The 16,580-nt window shown below is 40.3% G+C and carries 22 protein-coding genes; 8 read left to right on the top strand and 14 right to left on the bottom strand.

The features are described 5' to 3' along the window. Position 1: 1 nt before the first annotated feature. From NXS00_RS24470 to NXS00_RS24450, 6 genes are read right to left on the bottom strand one after another with little or no spacing between them, the layout of a single operon-like run. A complete protein-coding gene (locus tag NXS00_RS24470; RefSeq protein WP_258101924.1) occupies positions 2–208 on the bottom strand; it encodes a helix-turn-helix domain-containing protein in 207 nt (68 codons plus the stop codon). After that, complete coding sequence (locus NXS00_RS24465; protein ID WP_258101923.1) at positions 208–831, bottom strand: DUF2975 domain-containing protein; 624 nt, start codon at positions 829–831, stop codon at positions 208–210. The genes NXS00_RS24470 and NXS00_RS24465 overlap by 1 nt, the downstream gene beginning before the upstream one ends. 6 nt (positions 832–837) lie before the next feature. Next, positions 838–1,146: a DUF2975 domain-containing protein gene (locus tag NXS00_RS26970; protein WP_373418680.1), complete on the bottom strand. Its 309-nt coding sequence runs from the start codon at positions 1,144–1,146 to the stop codon at positions 838–840. Beyond that, positions 1,070–1,471, bottom strand: a complete 402-nt coding sequence (locus NXS00_RS24460) for a hypothetical protein (protein WP_258101922.1) — start codon at positions 1,469–1,471, stop codon at positions 1,070–1,072. Before NXS00_RS24460 ends, NXS00_RS26970 begins: the two co-directional genes overlap by 77 nt. Before the next feature lie 8 nt (positions 1,472–1,479). Then, positions 1,480–2,112 carry a DUF2975 domain-containing protein gene (locus NXS00_RS24455; RefSeq protein ID WP_258101921.1) on the bottom strand — a complete coding sequence of 211 codons (633 nt, stop codon included), beginning with the start codon at positions 2,110–2,112 and terminating at the stop codon, positions 1,480–1,482. A gap of 59 nt (positions 2,113–2,171) precedes the next feature. Beyond that, positions 2,172–3,218 (bottom strand): WD40/YVTN/BNR-like repeat-containing protein, encoded by a 1,047-nt coding sequence (locus NXS00_RS24450; protein WP_258101920.1) that lies wholly within the window; start codon positions 3,216–3,218, stop codon positions 2,172–2,174. 81 nt (positions 3,219–3,299) lie between these two features. Between NXS00_RS24450 and NXS00_RS24445 the strand changes: the two genes are divergently transcribed. Then, positions 3,300–5,657, top strand: coding sequence for a TonB-dependent receptor (locus NXS00_RS24445; RefSeq protein WP_258101919.1), 2,358 nt, complete (start codon positions 3,300–3,302; stop codon positions 5,655–5,657). 43 nt (positions 5,658–5,700) lie between these two features. Here the strand turns inward: NXS00_RS24445 and NXS00_RS24440 are convergent, their stop codons facing one another. The 3 genes from NXS00_RS24440 to NXS00_RS24430 are packed head-to-tail and all read right to left on the bottom strand — an operon-like array spanning position 5,701 to position 9,174. Next, positions 5,701–6,285: a YdeI/OmpD-associated family protein gene (locus tag NXS00_RS24440; protein WP_258101918.1), complete on the bottom strand. Its 585-nt coding sequence runs from the start codon at positions 6,283–6,285 to the stop codon at positions 5,701–5,703. Positions 6,286–6,300: 15 nt separating this feature from the next. Continuing rightward, positions 6,301–7,713 carry a TlpA family protein disulfide reductase gene (locus tag NXS00_RS24435; protein WP_258101917.1) on the bottom strand — a complete coding sequence of 471 codons (1,413 nt, stop codon included), beginning with the start codon at positions 7,711–7,713 and terminating at the stop codon, positions 6,301–6,303. Positions 7,714–7,755: 42 nt separating this feature from the next. Next, positions 7,756–9,174, bottom strand: a complete 1,419-nt coding sequence (locus NXS00_RS24430; protein ID WP_258101916.1) for a TlpA family protein disulfide reductase — start codon at positions 9,172–9,174, stop codon at positions 7,756–7,758. 113 nt (positions 9,175–9,287) lie between these two features. Between NXS00_RS24430 and NXS00_RS24425 the strand changes: the two genes are divergently transcribed. Continuing rightward, complete coding sequence (locus NXS00_RS24425) at positions 9,288–10,028, top strand: copper homeostasis protein CutC (RefSeq protein ID WP_258101915.1); 741 nt, start codon at positions 9,288–9,290, stop codon at positions 10,026–10,028. A gap of 3 nt (positions 10,029–10,031) precedes the next feature. On the opposite strand, the gene NXS00_RS24420 is transcribed toward NXS00_RS24425, so the two are convergent. Genes NXS00_RS24420 through NXS00_RS24410 form a run of 3 tightly spaced genes read right to left on the bottom strand, consistent with a single transcriptional unit; the run spans position 10,032 to position 11,438 of the window. Next, positions 10,032–10,673: a ClpP family protease gene (locus NXS00_RS24420; protein ID WP_258101914.1), complete on the bottom strand. Its 642-nt coding sequence runs from the start codon at positions 10,671–10,673 to the stop codon at positions 10,032–10,034. 5 nt (positions 10,674–10,678) lie between these two features. Next, complete coding sequence (locus NXS00_RS24415) at positions 10,679–10,945, bottom strand: hypothetical protein (protein WP_258101913.1); 267 nt, start codon at positions 10,943–10,945, stop codon at positions 10,679–10,681. Continuing rightward, positions 10,926–11,438: an RNA polymerase sigma factor gene (locus tag NXS00_RS24410; protein WP_258101912.1), complete on the bottom strand. Its 513-nt coding sequence runs from the start codon at positions 11,436–11,438 to the stop codon at positions 10,926–10,928. Before NXS00_RS24410 ends, NXS00_RS24415 begins: the two co-directional genes overlap by 20 nt. A 128-nt stretch (positions 11,439–11,566) precedes the next feature. Here NXS00_RS24410 and NXS00_RS24405 point away from each other — a divergent pair, with 128 nt between their 5' ends. The 4 genes from NXS00_RS24405 to NXS00_RS24390 are packed head-to-tail and all read left to right on the top strand — an operon-like array spanning position 11,567 to position 14,011. After that, the gene (locus tag NXS00_RS24405) at positions 11,567–11,935 is read left to right on the top strand and encodes a MerC domain-containing protein (protein WP_258101911.1); all 369 of its coding nucleotides are present in this window, start codon (positions 11,567–11,569) and stop codon (positions 11,933–11,935) included. Continuing rightward, positions 11,932–12,357: a DUF3299 domain-containing protein gene (locus NXS00_RS24400; protein ID WP_258101910.1), complete on the top strand. Its 426-nt coding sequence runs from the start codon at positions 11,932–11,934 to the stop codon at positions 12,355–12,357. The genes NXS00_RS24405 and NXS00_RS24400 overlap by 4 nt, the downstream gene beginning before the upstream one ends. Beyond that, complete coding sequence (locus tag NXS00_RS24395) at positions 12,342–12,770, top strand: hypothetical protein (RefSeq protein WP_258101909.1); 429 nt, start codon at positions 12,342–12,344, stop codon at positions 12,768–12,770. Before NXS00_RS24400 ends, NXS00_RS24395 begins: the two co-directional genes overlap by 16 nt. A gap of 17 nt (positions 12,771–12,787) precedes the next feature. Continuing rightward, a complete protein-coding gene (locus NXS00_RS24390; protein ID WP_258101908.1) occupies positions 12,788–14,011 on the top strand; it encodes a GTP-binding protein in 1,224 nt (407 codons plus the stop codon). A gap of 96 nt (positions 14,012–14,107) precedes the next feature. Here the strand turns inward: NXS00_RS24390 and NXS00_RS24385 are convergent, their stop codons facing one another. Beyond that, positions 14,108–14,536: a hypothetical protein gene (locus NXS00_RS24385; RefSeq protein ID WP_258101907.1), complete on the bottom strand. Its 429-nt coding sequence runs from the start codon at positions 14,534–14,536 to the stop codon at positions 14,108–14,110. A gap of 144 nt (positions 14,537–14,680) precedes the next feature. On the opposite strand from NXS00_RS24385, the gene trxA reads away from it, so the two are divergent. Continuing rightward, positions 14,681–15,049, top strand: a complete 369-nt coding sequence (gene trxA / locus NXS00_RS24380) for a thioredoxin (RefSeq protein ID WP_258101906.1) — start codon at positions 14,681–14,683, stop codon at positions 15,047–15,049. Between the two features lie 30 nt (positions 15,050–15,079). Here trxA and ygiD read toward each other — a convergent pair whose 3' ends face one another. Beyond that, positions 15,080–15,886, bottom strand: a complete 807-nt coding sequence (ygiD, locus tag NXS00_RS24375) for a 4,5-DOPA-extradiol-dioxygenase (RefSeq protein WP_506530939.1) — start codon at positions 15,884–15,886, stop codon at positions 15,080–15,082. Between the two features lie 248 nt (positions 15,887–16,134). On the opposite strand from ygiD, the gene NXS00_RS24370 reads away from it, so the two are divergent. After that, the gene (locus NXS00_RS24370; RefSeq protein ID WP_258101904.1) at positions 16,135–16,566 is read left to right on the top strand and encodes a hypothetical protein; all 432 of its coding nucleotides are present in this window, start codon (positions 16,135–16,137) and stop codon (positions 16,564–16,566) included. The last annotated feature ends 14 nt before the right edge of the window (positions 16,567–16,580 follow it).

Genomic DNA, 16,580 nt, shown 5'->3' with positions numbered 1-16,580 from the left:
GTTAATCATTTTCGAAAGCCAACAGATCCCCTGGTTGGCAATCCAGTTCTTTGCAGAGTGCCTCTAAGGTGGAAAAACGAACTGCTTTAGCTTTACCAGTTTTCAAGATAGACAGGTTTGCCTCTGTAATCCCAAGGCGCTCGGCAAGTTCCTTGGAGCGGATCTTACGCTTGGCCATCATCACATCCAAATTCACGATTATAGGCATCAGACAGTCAGTTCGTTTTCTTCTCGCAACTTTATTCCTTGTTCGAATATCTTACCAATGGTTATTAAAAGAGTCCCAAAAATAATCCATTGACCGGATTCTGGAGTTTTCCAGTTAAGCTGAAGTCCATCCAATACAAAATTGGATTTGATCCAAGAATAATTGAAAAGATAAAAGGCAAGTTTAAATACTGGAACAAGATAGACTACTGTGGCTAGAATATAGATTCGCCAAACATTCTCTCTAATGAAAGGATTACCATTATCTAGTGATTTGATCATCAGTATCAATTGCTGAAGTGCGTAAAGTCCTATGACTGCTGCAATACTAAAGAGTATGGCTCCAACCACTCGGTAACCATAGCTATGAACGTAATAATTAACTCGAGCGTGATCTATCACTATTTTAGGGCTAGTCATATTTGTATCTAGTGGTGTAATGGAAATATTGGCCATTTGGGCAATGTTATTGCCATGATCCAAGTTCAAAGGTCCAAAAGTCAATTGAGTAGATGTGTCTTCAACAAAGAGTAATACAAAGAGTCCGAATAGTAGCCCAATAGAAATCGTAACCTGAAAGGTTCGAAGCATGAATATGGAGGTATTTGAAAAGGTGAGTTTCATGGCAGATTAAATAGTTAGATCTTGTTCTTCCTGTAGTTTTCGGCCCTGTTCAAATGCAAATCCTAGGGTATAGATCAAGAGCGAAAGATTAAACATAGCCCAGTCAAAGCTATTGCTGTTTTCCAAAGACATATACTTCATGGAGTATATGCCTGAATAGTACATGAGCATCAAGCTATCAGCGACCCATTCGATGACTGGTATGCTTAAAAGAACTAGTCCAAGAAGTTTGATTCTTTTAATATTCTCTTTTGAAAAGGGTAGCCGGTTTGATATGGAGGAAATGATTTGCTTGAAGATCTGGAAAATTCCCATAATAAGAGAGAAATAAAGAACCAAAAAATCCTGCAAAACCCCATCTCCATGTTGTGGTTGCCTCTGTATTGATGGTTATTCTTGATACTTGTAGGTCCGCTGATTCTGGCCCTTCAAATACCATATGGGATTCTGAATTAAGAAAGTTCGTTAGCTCGCTCTGGAGTAAATTTCTCCCACTGTTAAATTCTAAATGAGGAATGAAAAAGTCTTGTTGTGAGCCCTCCTTCATTTGATAGGTGAGATACAACCCCAGGAGCATTGACGCAAGAGCTCCAACCTGAAGAAGCGTGAGGAAATTTTCAATGTAACGTAGAGTTTTCATAATGGCAGTTATATAGTGAGTTCTTGTTCTTCTTTCATTTTGGCTCCATGGTCAAAGGCAAGAGCTAAAGCGGTAATTAGCAAACCAAGGATTACTACTGGTGATCCAAGATGATTTGCACTATGTAATCTCATTCCTTCAGCCTGATATGTGAATCCAATCCAGGACATATACGAACTGTTTATCAGGGATTCTAGAAAAGGTGCAAAAGTCACCAGGAGACCGACTTGCTTGAGTTGCTTTGTGTTTAAGCGATTAAAAAAATCACCGAGTTTGATTCGCAAAACAATGGCCTGAGTCAGATGTAAAAGCAAAAAGACATATCCAGAATAGAAAATGGCCATCACTATGGATATTGCTTTACGAGTCAATGTAATTGGTAGAGCTATCCCTACTCTCTTTACATTAATGACCATTGGTTCGTTCAATGGAGGGAGTTTAGCATGAAGATTGTCTTTAAGTTCTTTACCACGTATTTCCCAGTAGATGTCCCCAAGAAAGGGTTGGAAGTCATTGATGCCAACGAATGCATTTTCCTTGTTGGGCAAAAAAATAAAGAACCCAACAGAGAGAATAGCACCGATCACCACCAAATACTTAGCGATGGCGATCAGTGAATAGGTGATTTGAAGTTTTCTCATTGTAATTCAATTAATAATTATTGAAAAACAATAATAAAACATTCTTATTTAATAAACAACTAGTGGGTTATCTTGATCACTTTACCGTCTGTTCCAGATGCATAGCCAAATCCAGAAGGGTGTAAGTCTACAGCCCAATAGTTCAAAGTGTCTAATGTTGTAAAGGTCTGTCCCTGATCCAGACTGTAATCAATGCCCTTAGGTCCAGAAAGGATCATGATTTCTTCATTATCCCATTGGATTAAGTCACTTCCATAGAATGCTCCGGTGGTTTGAGGGTGATTGGTTAATGTCCATGTTTTACCTCCATCATTCGTTAGAGCAATGTTGTCTGTATACTTATCAGTGATGCTTAAATCTCCTCCTGCGGTTAGTCCTATTTGGTCAGTCATCATGCGAATAGAAGCAATTCCCGCGGCAGGCCCTTTGACAATAGGAGATGCGAACTCTTTCCAGCTTTGTCCAAAATCTGAAGTGTATAAAACTCTGGCATTACCTCCTGCACCGGTTCCGATCCAGGCTTTTCCATCAGGTTGCAAGGATGCACAGGTTCCACTGGCAGCAAATCCACCTTCACCTTCACCTGCCGGTGGAAGTAGTGACGGATCAATTCGGTTCCAGCTTTTCCCTCCATCTGTGGTTTTCAAAACGAAAAGCTGTCCACCAAAACTGTCACCAAAGGCAAGTCCATTCTGATCATCCCAAAATTCGATGGTATTAAGAAATCCTTCTTCGTGAGGCATCACATAGGTTTCAGTAAATCCAGAGTCAATGTTGACTAAGAATATTCTTGACATAACACCAGGACCGGCACTCATCAGCACCGCATTTTGATCATCAAAAGCATGAATGTCTCTAAACTGCAGTGAATCGATCTTGTCATATCCAAACGCCTTCCAGCTCATACCGCCATTTAGGGTGCGTATGAAAGTTGCATGATGACCACTAATCCACGCAGTGTTTTCATCCACTATACTGATTGCTTGCATCAGCCTGTTGGTGTTTGAGTCGAGTTGCGTGAATGTGATTGTTGGAGTAGGATCTTCGCACGAAAAAGCGCATACGATCAGAAGCCAAAATAGCTGGTTAGGTAACTTATTTAGCATATTCAGTAAGTTTTAACGTTTTATTCAAATCAAAAATACGATTTCTGAAGTTGATGGCATGAGTACAACTTAACTAACTACATGCGAGGAGTTTTAAGCTTAATTTTTATCGCTTTGATTTTTAGTGTCACGGCACAAACGGGCAAGGTTACTGGAACAATTACCGATGCGAAATCTGAAGAGGCATTGATTGGTGTTACTGTCTTGATAGAAGGAACTTCTCAAGGAGCCACTACGGACATCAATGGAAAATATGTCATTCAAAATCTGGAGCCGGGCAGTTATAATCTCATTGCCTCTTATGTCGGGTATGAATCCAAAACAACTTACAATGTGGTGGTGAAAACTGGGGGAAATCCGGATGTGAATTTCCAGCTGAGCGAGACAGTCGAAGAATTAGAAGGAGTTACAGTCGTTGCCAATCCATTTGAAAAATCAATAGAAACTCCACTATCCATTCAAAAACTTTCACAAGAGGAGGTGGCTACTTATCCCGGAGGAAATAATGACATTGCTAAAGTGGTGCAATCACTGCCCGGAGTTTCTGGATCTGTAGGTGGCTTTCGTAATGACGTCATCATTCGTGGTGGAGCGCCTAATGAGAATGTTTATTACCTGGATGGAATTGAAATCCCAAACATCAATCACTTTGCTACTCAGGGAAGTGCTGGCGGACCAGTTGGTCTATTGAATGTGTCGTTCTTCGAAGGAGTGACACTCAGTACTTCAGCATTTGAATCGCAATATGATAACGTGCTTTCTGGAGTGTTGCAGTTTGATCAGCGAAATGGAAATGATCAGAAATTGAAAACCAATATTCGGGTTAGTGGAAGTGAATCGGCGCTCACGATGGAGGGTCCACTTTTTAAAGGAGAAAAGGAGGCAGCTAATACGACATTCATTGCTTCGGTTCGTCGCTCCTATTTGCAGTTGTTATTTCAGTTGATTGATTTGCCATTTCTGCCTGATTATTGGGATTATCAGTACAAGATCTCTCACAAGTTTTCGAAATACGATGAGCTGATAGTAACTGGAGTTGGCTCAATTGATGACTTGACTATTAATGCACCCGATGACTTTGATCCGGAGCAACAAGCTACATTGGATCAGATTCCGATCATTCAGCAGCGCACGTTTACTTCGGGAGTGAGTTGGAAACATCGGTTCAAAGACTTTGGAGGCTTTACTCAGACTACTTTAAGTACTAACATTTTGCAAAACCGATTTGAGCGGTATGAAAATAACGTGGATCAAACGGGATTGTACTTTAGCAATGATAGCCGTGAATGGGAAACGAAACTGCGCCATAATTATACGCGCTTTGTTGGAGACTGGACATTCAACGCTGGCGGTACCGTGCAATTAGCTGATTATTCCAATGTGACCACAGATGTTGTCAATGATTTCCAGTTCGATATCGGATATTCCATGGTGAAATACGGTGTGAATGGTCAGGCATCCAGAGACTTTCTGAATGGACGGTTGAGCATGTCTGCTGGACTTAGAGCCGATGGCAATACCTTCACAGATTCTGGCAATGAGCTGTGGAAAACTATCAGTCCACGAGTTTCTGGTAGCTACAAATTGGACGAAGCACAAAAGTGGAGCTTGAATGCTTCTATTGGTCGATACTATAAACTGCCGCCTTATACCATACTTGGTTTCACGGATTCGTTAGGCTCCTTTGCCAATAGCCGAGCGGAGTACATACAGTCAGATCATGCCGTACTAGGTTTAGAGTACTTGCTGACCAAGTCTGCGAGGATATCTGTGGAGGGATTTTATAAAAAGTACAACAATTATCCGGTGTCTTTGATGGACAGTGTTTCCCTGGCTAATCTCGGAGGAGGTTTTGAAGTATTGGGTAATGAGCCTATCACTAGTGTGGGGCTGGGACGAACTTATGGAGTAGAGTTTTTGCTACAGCAGAAGTTTACCGGGAGGCTTTATGGAATTCTCGCTGTAACTCTTTATAGAAGTGAGTATACTGGTTTTGATGAAAATGAGTACTTGCCAAGCACTTGGGATAATGGTCAGTTGATCACTTTCACTGGTGACTACAAGTTTGGCAACAATTGGGAGCTTGGTCTTCGTACCAGATATTTAGGAAAAACTCCGTATGCACCAGTTGATCAACAAGCGACACTAGAAAACTATCCAGCCATTGTCAAGGACTACTCTCGCCTAGGTCAGGTAACATTAGATCCATTTTTCCAGGCTGATGTTCGTATAGATAAGAAGTTCAACTTTAATAAATGGACATTGGATGTGTTCCTGGATGTTCAGAATGTGCTGGCAAGTAATTTGCCTTCTGAGCCGCCTTATGGTTTAGCTAGAAATGATAATGGTGAAATTATCGAACCGAGAACTTTGGTCCGCATACAAGAAGTAAGTAACAGCAGTGTACTGCCTACTTTGGGAATAGTGATTGATTTTTAAAACCCAGCCCTAACCCCTCCAAGGAGGGGACACAGTGGTGGGTTTATTTATACCGATCATTCAAACCGACTCCACTAAGAATCATAGGAGTGATTTTCTCAAGACGCTTTAGTCGGGTTTCTTCACGTTTGGCCTCAGAGATGTATTCTGCATATTCTTTTTGCTTACCTGGAGTCAGCGAGTCGAACGCTTCCGATAATTCTGAGCTATTGGAAAGGGCTTCTTTAAGCTCATCAGGAATTTCCAGTTTCTTCTTCTCAGGTTTGATCTCCTTACCTTGTTTTTGATTTTCGATGGCTTCCAACAGCAGTTGCATCACTATGCTATCATCAATTTCTTCTGCCGATTGAAATCGTAGCTGACGCATGCCTTTTGTTTTTCCTTCCTGGGCATTGATTAGCACCTTATTAGGATCCGATAAAAACGATCCGTTATAAAACCAGAGTCCGAAATAACTCTTGTGTGCACCTAAACCTACGACGTTCTTCCCATTGATGGTATAGACAGGCATTCCCCACTTGATGGATTCTACCAACTCCGTCTGATCCACCAAAGATCTAAGATGTTTTAGTTCTTGTACATAGTGCTTGGTTGTAGCAAAGAATTCGTCCACTGATTTTACTGCCATTTAGTAAAGGTAGCATTACATTTTCGCTATCGAAATACCGAGTGCTTCATTTAGTTGATTAATCAATTCGTCTTTTTGAGATGGACGGTAAGCGTCGGTATCGATTATTTTGCCATCTCTTCCAATCAGAACATACCTTGGAATGCCATTCACTTTATAATCCTCGCAAACTTCAGCCTCGGTGTCTCTAGGATCATTCACATTGATACCTGTCATTTCAGGATGTTCTTCTAAAAACGATTTCCATCGATCTACCTGGGAGTCAATAGACACATTGAGGAAAACTATGTCTTCATTGTCGGCAAACTGATCTTTGATTTCTTTAGAATCAGGAATTTCGCGAATGCATGGACCACACCAGGTTGCCCAAATATCGATGTAAACCACTTTGCCTACCAATTCTGCAAATTCAAATTGGGTGCTGTCAACATAATTGGCTGTGAAATTGGGCGCCATAGCTCCTGCCGAAATGGCTAACCATTCATTGTTCTGTTTCTCTAATGTTTTCTGAAAGGCATTCCCTGGATAATTTTGAGCCAGTTTCTTTAGTTTGCTCGTGATTATTTCCGCCTTTCCATCTTCCATTTGTGCCAAATATTTCATTCCCAATAACTGTTGAGTATAAACTGGCGAGAAATTCATGCTGAATACCTTTTCTTCATATCGTGCAAGATTCTCTTCTGGAGTAAGACTGTCTATTCTAGATGAGGTGGATAGGCCATAAAAAAGGTCTTCGGTAAATCTAAAATTGGAGGGTTCATTGTGTGCAAAGGCCAACAGATCCGACTTGGTTTTAGCCAATACAGTGGAATCAATCTCGAGTTTGATTTTTTTACTCCCTTCTACATACCATGGAATGATTGACAAAATATATCGCTTGTTTTGAAGAAGCGTAGATTGTAAGTACTGGTGAAAATCAGCGGACAGTACCGTTTTACTGCTATCGATGATTTGCTCGTACCTGGCTACTTGTCGGTCATATTCCGGCATTATTTCCGCACTATCTTTTCCAGCAATTGGTCTTAACTGAAGTAGCGTTTTTAATTCTTCAAGCACAGCTATTTTATCACTTCCTTTTCCCGACAGGTTGGTTGCTGGTGAGTAATAATCTGCATCAGATTCATAGAAGATGCTATCACCCGGTTCTAGGTAGATTACTCTAAATTCAGAATCGCCATGAAGTGCGATTTCTTTTGGTCCGGTCAATTTGAAGGACCAGCTAAAGGTTCCATCTGCATTCGTCTCAATAGTATCCAGATGAATTGGGTGTAAATAACCTAACTCGTTGGCATAATCTCGCACATAGATTGATTGAACTTCTTCCTGATCAATATATTTTCCACTGATGTAAGTAGTAGGGATTTCTGGCTTGGATGGAGTACAAGCAACTGCAGCTAAGGCGATAGTTAATAGGTTGAGTGATTTCATATTAAAAGAACATTCAATAAAACGGTATATTGTGAGTGAGGATTATAGTTTGCCAACTTTCAAGGCCAGAGCGTCATTCAGTTGATCAATAAGTTTATCACCACTAGAAGGGCGCTGTGCATCTATTGAAAAGATTTTTCCTTCCTTATCGATTATGATATATCTGGGAATTCCATCAATTTTATAAGATTTGGCTATTTGTGATTTGAAATTTCCAGGATCGTTTACGTTGATTACATCTTCCACTGGGTGTTCCAGCAAATAGTCTTCCCATATTTTTCTTCTTCCATCTACGGAGACATTGACAAAGACCAATTCATCTTCGTCCTGGAAATGCTGATGGATTTTTTCAGCGGGCTCTACCTCCTCCAGACAAGGTTTACACCAGGTAGCCCAGACATCTATATAAATAACCTTGCCTAGAAAGTCTGAAAGTTGAAATGATGTGCTGTCTGCATAAGTGGCAGTAAAGTTGGGAGCAAACTCACCTTTAGCAATGGTTTTCCAAGCATTATATTCCTCGTTAAGGGTTGCCGTATATCTTGAGTCCGGGTATGTTTTTTGATAATCAAATAAATAAGGCTCAATGGCAGCAACTTCACCTTTGCTTAGATAGCGCAGATAGCCGCGTGCCAGATAATGATTGGTTGTAGAGTCTGAAAGTCCAAGCTTAACCACTTCATCGTGAAATATTTTCAATTGCTCCTGCGTACTCAAAGTATCATGATGGGCTTTTCTTAAAACGGAGTTGTAAATACTTCTCTTGAAATCGGCATGCCCTATTTCAGTTTTTGAAAGATTCAACATTTCCGCTTTTAACCGATCACTCAGTGCTGTGTCAAAAGGTAAATGGACATCAAACATTTGCATGTATCGATGAAAGTTGGTCACGAAGTACTCATGATCCTGCAGCAAAGAAGTTTCTAAGTATTGATTGAATGCAGGAGTGTAGCTGCTTTTAGCAGTTTTGACTATCTCTTTATATTCCTGGATTCGTTTCAGGTACTGATCATGCACATTTACACTGTCATATTCTCTCATCTGGAGTAGGCCGAGCAAAGTGTCAATTCGATCGAGTAACAATAGCTTTTCTGAGCCCTTTCCCGAGGCGCCAATCAGCGGACTTCTGTAGTCATTATCTGATTCTAAGTAGATACTGTCTCCAGGTTCTATAAATATGATTCGACTTTCATAAGCACTTGAAAGGCTAATTTCCATTGGTTTTGAAATCGCCAAATTCATTGAAAACTCACCACTGTCATTGGTCATTGTGGAATCCAAATAAATGGGATAACCATAGTCAATTTCTTCTGAGCTTAATCTCAGGTAGATTGTTACTGAGTCATTTGCAGGGAAATACTTGCCTGATAGGTAGGTTTTTGGAGTTTCCTTTTGGTCTGGTGAGCATGCGTAAAATAGACCAATTAGGATGGTCAGCAAGAGGTTGATAAGTCTTTTCATTATGTCTAACTAAAAATTTAGTTATTCAATGATAGACAGCATATTTTGAAAAAGCAAATTGATTTCAAATAATGGCTTGACTTCATCAATTAGCTTTTCATTAATATTGACAAATGGCAGGTCGACTTCTTGAAATATGTATAGACTCGGTAGCTTCAGCTCTGGCAGCTCAAGCTGGTGGGGCAGATCGAGTGGAGCTTTGTGATAATTTAGTAGAAGGTGGTACTACTCCAAGTTATGGTATGATCAAAGCGGTACGCTCTCAGATCTCCATAGGACTAATGGTCATGATCCGACCAAGAGGAGGTGACTTTCTGTATTCCCCAGAGGAGTTTCAAATCATGAAGTCAGATATCGAAATGACTAAGGATCTTGGTGCTGATGGAGTAGTTTTTGGATTGTTGAATCCTGATGGCACCATAGATAAGACGAGGACACAAGAGCTTATTGAACTGTCAAGACCTATGCAGGTGACTTTTCATCGAGCATTTGATATGGTCAAAGATGGTCAACAGGCGTTGGAAGATCTTATTGAAATAGGCTGTGATCGAGTGTTGACTTCAGGTCTTCATCCAGATGTAATCAGTGGTCAGGAAATCATCAAACAAATGATGCAACAGGCTGATGGAAGGATTGCTATTCTTTGTGGAGGTGGGGTCAGATTGGACAACATTCAGTCTTTTGTTCAATACACCAATGCTCCTGAGATTCATGGAAGTGGACGAAAAATAGTCCATAGCCAAATGACCTTTCAAAATGATCACATAGCTATGGGTGCCATACCAAACTCCGAATACATCACCAAAGTGGCAGATGAAGAAACTGTTCGAAAGTTCAGAGAACTAATCGACTGACCGTCATTGAAAGGCTATTTCTGGTTCTGTTTTCTTAAAACTAATCAGGCTAGAAGTGTCACCCAGTACCTCATCCACGAGACCATATTCTTTGGCTTCCAGAGAATTAAGGAATCGATCTCGGAGGAAGAATTCTTCTATTTCTTTCCAACTGTGACCTGTGTTTTTGCCCATAATGTGAAAAAGCTGGGTTTGTAGGCGCTGCTGCTCTGAAGTGGCAATTACCACATCTTCGGTATACCCTTTTGCTCCGCCTCCTGTTGGATGCATATGGATTGTTGCTTGGGGAAGCGCATAGCGTTTGCCTTTGGCACCACAAGTTAGAAGTGCCGTACCCATACTGCCTGTAAATCCTACCGCAACGGTTGAAACTGGAGCGGAAATCATTTGCATGGCATCATAGATAGCCAATCCGGCATATACTTCACCACCTGGGCTTTGAATATACAGATCGATCTGGCGTTTTGGATCCTGACTATTCAGGAATAATAACTGGGCGACAATCAGATTGGCCACCTCCATATTGATAGGCGTACCGAGGAAAACAATTCGTTCTTTCAGTAGCAAGCTGTAAATATCATAGGCGCGTTCATTCCGCCCATTCTGGTCGATGACCATTGGGATAACACTTGAGTGAATTGACATGGTTGTTAAGACTTAAAGTATGAAAGGATTTTTTGTCTGAATGCCGAAAACCGCGACTGTGAGAATAGCTCGTTTTCGACCTCCGATATTTCTCTTTTGAAGAGTTCTCTTCCGTATGTTTTTACGGCTTCATAAGTGACCAATTGAAGCAAAATGTCCTTTTGGAGTTTGGGTTCCAATAGGGATTTAGCTTCAATTAATACCTGATGTTCTTTGGAGTTATTGAGGAAGGCCTCTTCAATGATCTCCAGGTTATGCAATGAAGTCCTCATAAGTCAATGATTTGGATTTTACTTCATTTCGTACCTTTTCCAGACATTTGTACTTCTGAACAGTAGCCGATCGTTCTGACCGGTAACCAAAGCGAGTGGCCAATTGTGTCATTGATAACTTCTCATAATAAAACGATTGAAGTAGGTTCATGCATTTCTGCCCAACTGATTTCAGGTAGGTGACAAGCTGCTCAGACTCGGTGAATGAGGGTTCTTCGGAAAAATCAGAACCATCAAGGGCTGTTTCTTTTATGGTTTGCTGGAAATGACTATGCCACAGGTTTCTGCAAATTCCGAATAAATAGGCCTTATCTCCGCTTTTGAGGGGATTTTGTTTTACAACGATGTGTTCATAATATCGAACAATCCCTTCCTGAAATATTTCTTTTGCTTCATCCAGCGTACCTCCTTTACTAGCAATGTATTTGGCGACATCTGGAAAACTCTCCAGATATAAGCCTTGGATCAATGCGGACCTGTTCGGTGTTTTCATAGTGCGTGTTTACCCTATGTAGGAAAGATACAATAGATATCACCTTCTAATTGGAAATATATTTATTTTAATGCAATAAAGTTGCATAAAAACAATTGAGATTCTATACTTGCAATATAGTTGCGTTTATGAAGTTAATAGATCTCGATAAAGTTGGTTTGTGTGTATCAAGTGCTTGTGCGGTTCATTGCACGGTTATGCCTTTGATTTTTATTTATTCCAGTACGCTGGGTGTTTTTTCATTCATAGAAAGTCCAGTAGTTGAGGTGTTCATCTTGGCTGCCACTGTGTTGGTTGGTGGGATTTCATTGATTCCAACTGCAATTAGGTATAGGCAATTCTATATGCTGGTTTTATTTATATCCGGAATTCTGCTGGTGATAAACTCTGAAGTAACTGCAGAAGTATGGTCTAAAATTACTCTGTCCGTAGCTGGAGGGTTACTAATGGCTTATGCTCATTTCGAAAACCTGAAATTGAAAAATCGACATTCATGAAATTGTTATTGGCTTTCATATGGATATCCAATGCATTGGATGGTTGGGCCTTACTGGAGGATGTTAAATTCAAAACCCAATACAGTGACCAGTTAGAGACCTATGTGGATATTCCAACTTTTGGATCTAAACTACAAGCTCTTGATGGAAAGAAAATTAAGCTAAAAGGACACTTTTTGCCTTTAGACCTAAAAGATCCAAAGTCCATTATTCTGTCGAAGTTTCCCTATTCTTCATGCTTTTTCTGTGGTGGAGCAGGACTTGAATCAGTTGTTGAGGTGCAGTTTGATATTCCACCTCGACGTTTCAAACCAGATGAAGTCATCACGATTGAAGGGATCCTTCGGTTAAATAAGAATGATTTTGACCATATGGTTTTCATTATTGTAGACGCAAATCGATTGATATGGGAAGATCGTTAATCCTTCTAGCATTGATTATTGTGGCTTGTTCACATTCGTCAGATGATTTGCTCAAAGAAGCAGCACAAGTTCATAACCTATCCGTGAAAATTGGTGAACATGTGGCGCAAAAAATACAAGCTATTGAGGAGTATGCTCAGACGGAAGCGGATAGTCTTATACGACCACAATTATTAGACTCAGTAATTATCCTAAATGAGCAATTGAGTGATTGGGAAAACGAATTGGTGGAGGTGCCAGGCAATGAACATGAAGGGCATGATCATGACCATCATCATGAAGTGTCAATGGAGCTTACTCCACAGATGATATTGGAAATTCAACGTGAAATAAACCAGCGAATTATTGCTCTGAATGTTCGTTCGCAACGCCTATTGGACCAATACAGCGACGAATCCGAATTATCACTTTAACCTATGGACTAAAAAAGATGAATTTGCTTAAAAGAAATAAAAAACTGCCGGTTACTGTGTTAAGCGGGTTTTTAGGAGCTGGTAAAACAACACTACTCAATCATGTGCTCAACAATCGGGAAGGATTAAAGGTGGCGGTGATAGTCAATGACATGAGTGAGGTCAATATTGATGAAAAGCTTATTGCGAATGGTTCCAAGTTGTCGAGAACTGATGAGAAGTTGGTGGAAATGAGCAATGGATGCATCTGTTGTACCCTGAGAGAAGATCTAATTATTGAGGTAGAGAAATTGGCTAAAATGGGCAAATTTGATTATTTGCTTATTGAAAGTACTGGTATCTCAGAGCCCATTCCTGTAGCTCAAACATTTTCCTTTGCCACAGGTGATGAATTATATGATTTGACCAAATACAGTAGACTGGATACGATGGTGACGGTGGTAGATGCTTTCAATTTCTTCAAAGATTTTGGTACTTCGGATACTATTGTAGATCGGGAAATGACCGATGATGCAGAAGATCAGCGATCTATTGTGAATCTGCTAACAGACCAGGTTGAGTTTGCCAATATCATTGTTTTGAACAAAACCGATCTTGTGGAACCCCAGCAACTCGGATTGCTAGAAAAAACATTGCATAAGCTGAACCCTGGTGCTCGAATTATCCGAACAAGCTATGGAAAAATTGACCCTAAGGAAATCCTTAACACGCAGCTCTTTGACTATGATGAAGCGGAGCAGTCTACCGGATGGCAGAAGGAACTGGAGTTGGCACAAAAAGGAATAGAACACAGTCCGGAAACAGAAGAATATGGGATTAGCTCCTTTGTTTTCAGGGATCCTCGTCCTTTTCATCCTGAGCGATTCATGGCATACATCGGAGAAGTCTTTCCAACTACGATAGTTCGAAGCAAAGGGATATTTTGGTTGGCTTCGCGTCCTGATAAGGCGCTTCTTTGGAGTCAGGCTGGAGGCTCGCTCAGAGCAGAAGTTTATGGCCGGTGGTGGACTAGTGTGCCATTTAAAGAACGTGCTATGAATCCGGCTTACATGGAAAATCAAGAAATTATTCAATCTAGATGGGATCTGAATTGGGGAGACCGAATGAATGAACTGGTGTTCATTGGACAGGAAATGGATAAGGAAAAAATAAGCGAAGATTTAACAAAGTGCCTGCTTACTGAGCTCGAGGTTGATGACTTCCGAGATGGCGAGGAGTTTTTTGACAGGTGGCCACTTTAAGAATACTAATCTGCGTATTAGTTTGAATTCATGGTGTTTGTGCGCCAGAATTAGGTTTAATAAGGGAGCCGCTTCCAGGAAGTGGCTCCTAATTTTTTATACCAGCCAGCCTTCTTTCTGGCCTTTGTTTGACAAAATGATTTGATAAACTCCGATTACAATTACTATAACAGGCATGATCAAAGCGGAATAACCCATTATTTCTAAAGAGTTCATTCCGAATATCGAATAACTAAACTGTATAATTACTGCTATTAATGAAATGATGAATAGCATTTTTGACCAGGCTTTTTTCATCAATAGCCCGATACACCCAATGGCAGCACCAATTGTGGCAATTCCGTAAACGGCTTTTAACCAAACAGGATTATTTAAATACATTTCCTGTTGTTCTGGAGGTAGAGCAGCAATCATTTCTTCCGTAATCATGAGATCCATACCAAAGGCAGCTACTCCTATGAGATCCCAAATGAGTAATATGATGGCTACTGCCATGAAATACCCAGGAGCTTTTATTTTTTCCATTTTAGTTAAAGTTAGAGTGATAAAAAGTAAAGGAATATAATGGATTTTGGAGAGATCTCTAGCAAATGGAATTATCTGTTCTGCTACAAATGTTACAGATTAAACATGCTCACTATCGTAATATAGAGTAAATATTTTGACGTTATGGCTACAGTAAAATTGACTAAAGAACTCTTTTTGGATAAAGTGTTTGACTATACAAAAGACCAGGAGTGGAACTATAAAGGTGACAAACCCGCTGTTATTGACTTCTATGCAGACTGGTGTGGACCATGCCAGATGGTGGCTCCAATTTTTGAGGAGTTGTCAGAAGAGTATAAAGATGATATCGTCATCTACAAACTAGATACAGAAGCGGAGCAGGAGTTGGCGGGTGCTTTCAGAATCAGAAGTATTCCTAGCATTTTGTTTATACCTAAAGAAGGACAACCCAAAATGCAGATGGGCGCTTTGCCTAAGCAAGCATTGCAAGAGTTGATCGAAACAGAATTGCTTCAAACAAAAGAAGGATAAAAGTCTGCAGACTTTTATCCTTCTTTTTATTTATCCTATTCTTAAAGAAGTCATGGTTAAACTTCCTGCGACATATTTATCATTGAAGATATCTACTTCATCCTTATCACTTTGTAAGCCCAGAGAATAGAGCATAGGGTAGTAGTGATCTGGTGTAGGGATGGCCAACTTAGCTTCAGGGCCAAGATTCATATAGTTGATCAAATCCTTATGGGTCTTGCTATTGATATGAGTCTTGAACTTTTCGTTAATCGTTTTAGCCCAATCAAATCCGTAATCTGGTGTATTCATATGTGCCCAATCTACCATTCTAAGATTATGGACCATATTGCCACTTCCCATGATCAATACTCCTTTTTTGCGTAAAGCAGCTAGCTCTTTGGCAATCTCGTAATGGTATTGAGGAGGTTTGTTATAATCTATGCTTAGTTGGATTACAGGAATATTGGCATCTGGGTACATTTTTCTGACCACTGTCCAACAACCATGATCTAGTCCCCACTCATGATCTAATCCTACTTGCGTTGACTGAATCAAGTTAGTTGTTTCTGCAGCAAGCGTTGGATCACCTGGAGCAGGGTATTGAACAGCAAACAACTCTTGTGGAAAGCCACCAAAATCATGAATAGTCTTCGGGTTGTTCATGGCTGTCACATGAGTGCCTCGTGTGAGCCAGTGCGCCGAAATACATAAGACAGCAGCTGGCGTAGGAATCTCCTTGGCTATACGTTCCCAACCTTTTGTAAACTCATTGTCTTCAATGCCATTCATCGGGGATCCATGTCCCATGAAAAGCACCGGCATGGTAAAGTCCCTGTTGGGTAGGTCATTGGCCATGTTTCCAAAAGACTTCAATTTTATTGTTGACATACCTGCAACTCCTGCTATTAGTGTTCCTAAAAATTGTTTTCTGTTCATCTCTGATCTATCAGACGTAACCAGCAGGAAATCAATTATGAGATCCCCTATGACAAAATTAATGTACGTACATATAAATACAAATGTTTCGGCGGGTTTAAATATTGGATAGTGATTATAGCATAAATTCGTACCTGGAGCTTTTATTGACTCAAACATATTCGTACATGAAGAACAAGATACTTTCAATTTATACCATGGTCGTAGTACTGATGGTGGTTATCATGTCTTGTAAAAATCAAAAGCAGGATAGTTCACTTGGAACACTCACAGGTATGTTAGGCCTTTTGGAAGGAAATTGTATGCCAGGACCAGGACAAACGCCATGCAAACCGAAACCTATAGCTGGTACTTTTTATATCACACAGCCGAGCAAGGAATATAAGGAGCAATTATTGGTAGATAGTGTCATGACCACTGAAAATGGTCTGTATTCACTTAGCCTTCAGCCTGGGAAGTATAGTTTGTTTGTGAAAGATGGTGAGGAAATAGTTTGTACTTTGACGAATTGTCCTGATGAGTGTTATTGTCTATTGATTGAAATAGAAGCCGGAGTAGAAACCGAGCAAGATATTACCATAAATCATGCGACCTGGTAGGCCGCATGATTTGA

It is taken from the genome of Marinoscillum pacificum (genome assembly GCF_024714495.1).
In the GTDB taxonomy this organism is placed as follows: domain Bacteria; phylum Bacteroidota; class Bacteroidia; order Cytophagales; family Cyclobacteriaceae; genus Marinoscillum; species Marinoscillum pacificum.
Note: the sequence above shows the minus strand (reverse complement) of the source record. Positions and strands in the feature narration are given on the sequence as shown.

What these genes read in the sequence shown, in the direction of transcription:
- NXS00_RS24420 (WP_258101914.1), bottom strand. Translation starts at nt 10,673, where the DNA reads ATGTCAATTCACTCAAGTGTTATCCCAATGGTCATCGACCAGAATGGG.
- NXS00_RS24425 (WP_258101915.1), top strand. Translation starts at nt 9,288, where the DNA reads ATGGCAGGTCGACTTCTTGAAATATGTATAGACTCGGTAGCTTCAGCT.
- NXS00_RS24385 (WP_258101907.1), bottom strand. Translation starts at nt 14,536, where the DNA reads ATGGAAAAAATAAAAGCTCCTGGGTATTTCATGGCAGTAGCCATCATA.
- NXS00_RS24435 (WP_258101917.1), bottom strand. Translation starts at nt 7,713, where the DNA reads ATGAAATCACTCAACCTATTAACTATCGCCTTAGCTGCAGTTGCTTGT.
- NXS00_RS24395 (WP_258101909.1), top strand. Translation starts at nt 12,342, where the DNA reads ATGGGAAGATCGTTAATCCTTCTAGCATTGATTATTGTGGCTTGTTCA.
- NXS00_RS24465 (WP_258101923.1), bottom strand. Translation starts at nt 831, where the DNA reads ATGAAACTCACCTTTTCAAATACCTCCATATTCATGCTTCGAACCTTT.
- NXS00_RS24450 (WP_258101920.1), bottom strand. Translation starts at nt 3,218, where the DNA reads ATGCTAAATAAGTTACCTAACCAGCTATTTTGGCTTCTGATCGTATGC.
- NXS00_RS24415 (WP_258101913.1), bottom strand. Translation starts at nt 10,945, where the DNA reads ATGAGGACTTCATTGCATAACCTGGAGATCATTGAAGAGGCCTTCCTC.
- NXS00_RS26970 (WP_373418680.1), bottom strand. Translation starts at nt 1,146, where the DNA reads ATGGGAATTTTCCAGATCTTCAAGCAAATCATTTCCTCCATATCAAAC.
- NXS00_RS24410 (WP_258101912.1), bottom strand. Translation starts at nt 11,438, where the DNA reads ATGAAAACACCGAACAGGTCCGCATTGATCCAAGGCTTATATCTGGAG.
- NXS00_RS24445 (WP_258101919.1), top strand. Translation starts at nt 3,300, where the DNA reads ATGCGAGGAGTTTTAAGCTTAATTTTTATCGCTTTGATTTTTAGTGTC.
- trxA (WP_258101906.1), top strand. Translation starts at nt 14,681, where the DNA reads ATGGCTACAGTAAAATTGACTAAAGAACTCTTTTTGGATAAAGTGTTT.
- NXS00_RS24460 (WP_258101922.1), bottom strand. Translation starts at nt 1,471, where the DNA reads ATGAAAACTCTACGTTACATTGAAAATTTCCTCACGCTTCTTCAGGTT.
- ygiD (WP_506530939.1), bottom strand. Translation starts at nt 15,886, where the DNA reads ATGGCCAATGACCTACCCAACAGGGACTTTACCATGCCGGTGCTTTTC.
- NXS00_RS24390 (WP_258101908.1), top strand. Translation starts at nt 12,788, where the DNA reads ATGAATTTGCTTAAAAGAAATAAAAAACTGCCGGTTACTGTGTTAAGC.
- NXS00_RS24430 (WP_258101916.1), bottom strand. Translation starts at nt 9,174, where the DNA reads ATGAAAAGACTTATCAACCTCTTGCTGACCATCCTAATTGGTCTATTT.
- NXS00_RS24405 (WP_258101911.1), top strand. Translation starts at nt 11,567, where the DNA reads ATGAAGTTAATAGATCTCGATAAAGTTGGTTTGTGTGTATCAAGTGCT.
- NXS00_RS24470 (WP_258101924.1), bottom strand. Translation starts at nt 208, where the DNA reads ATGCCTATAATCGTGAATTTGGATGTGATGATGGCCAAGCGTAAGATC.
- NXS00_RS24370 (WP_258101904.1), top strand. Translation starts at nt 16,135, where the DNA reads ATGAAGAACAAGATACTTTCAATTTATACCATGGTCGTAGTACTGATG.
- NXS00_RS24400 (WP_258101910.1), top strand. Translation starts at nt 11,932, where the DNA reads ATGAAATTGTTATTGGCTTTCATATGGATATCCAATGCATTGGATGGT.
- NXS00_RS24440 (WP_258101918.1), bottom strand. Translation starts at nt 6,285, where the DNA reads ATGGCAGTAAAATCAGTGGACGAATTCTTTGCTACAACCAAGCACTAT.
- NXS00_RS24455 (WP_258101921.1), bottom strand. Translation starts at nt 2,112, where the DNA reads ATGAGAAAACTTCAAATCACCTATTCACTGATCGCCATCGCTAAGTAT.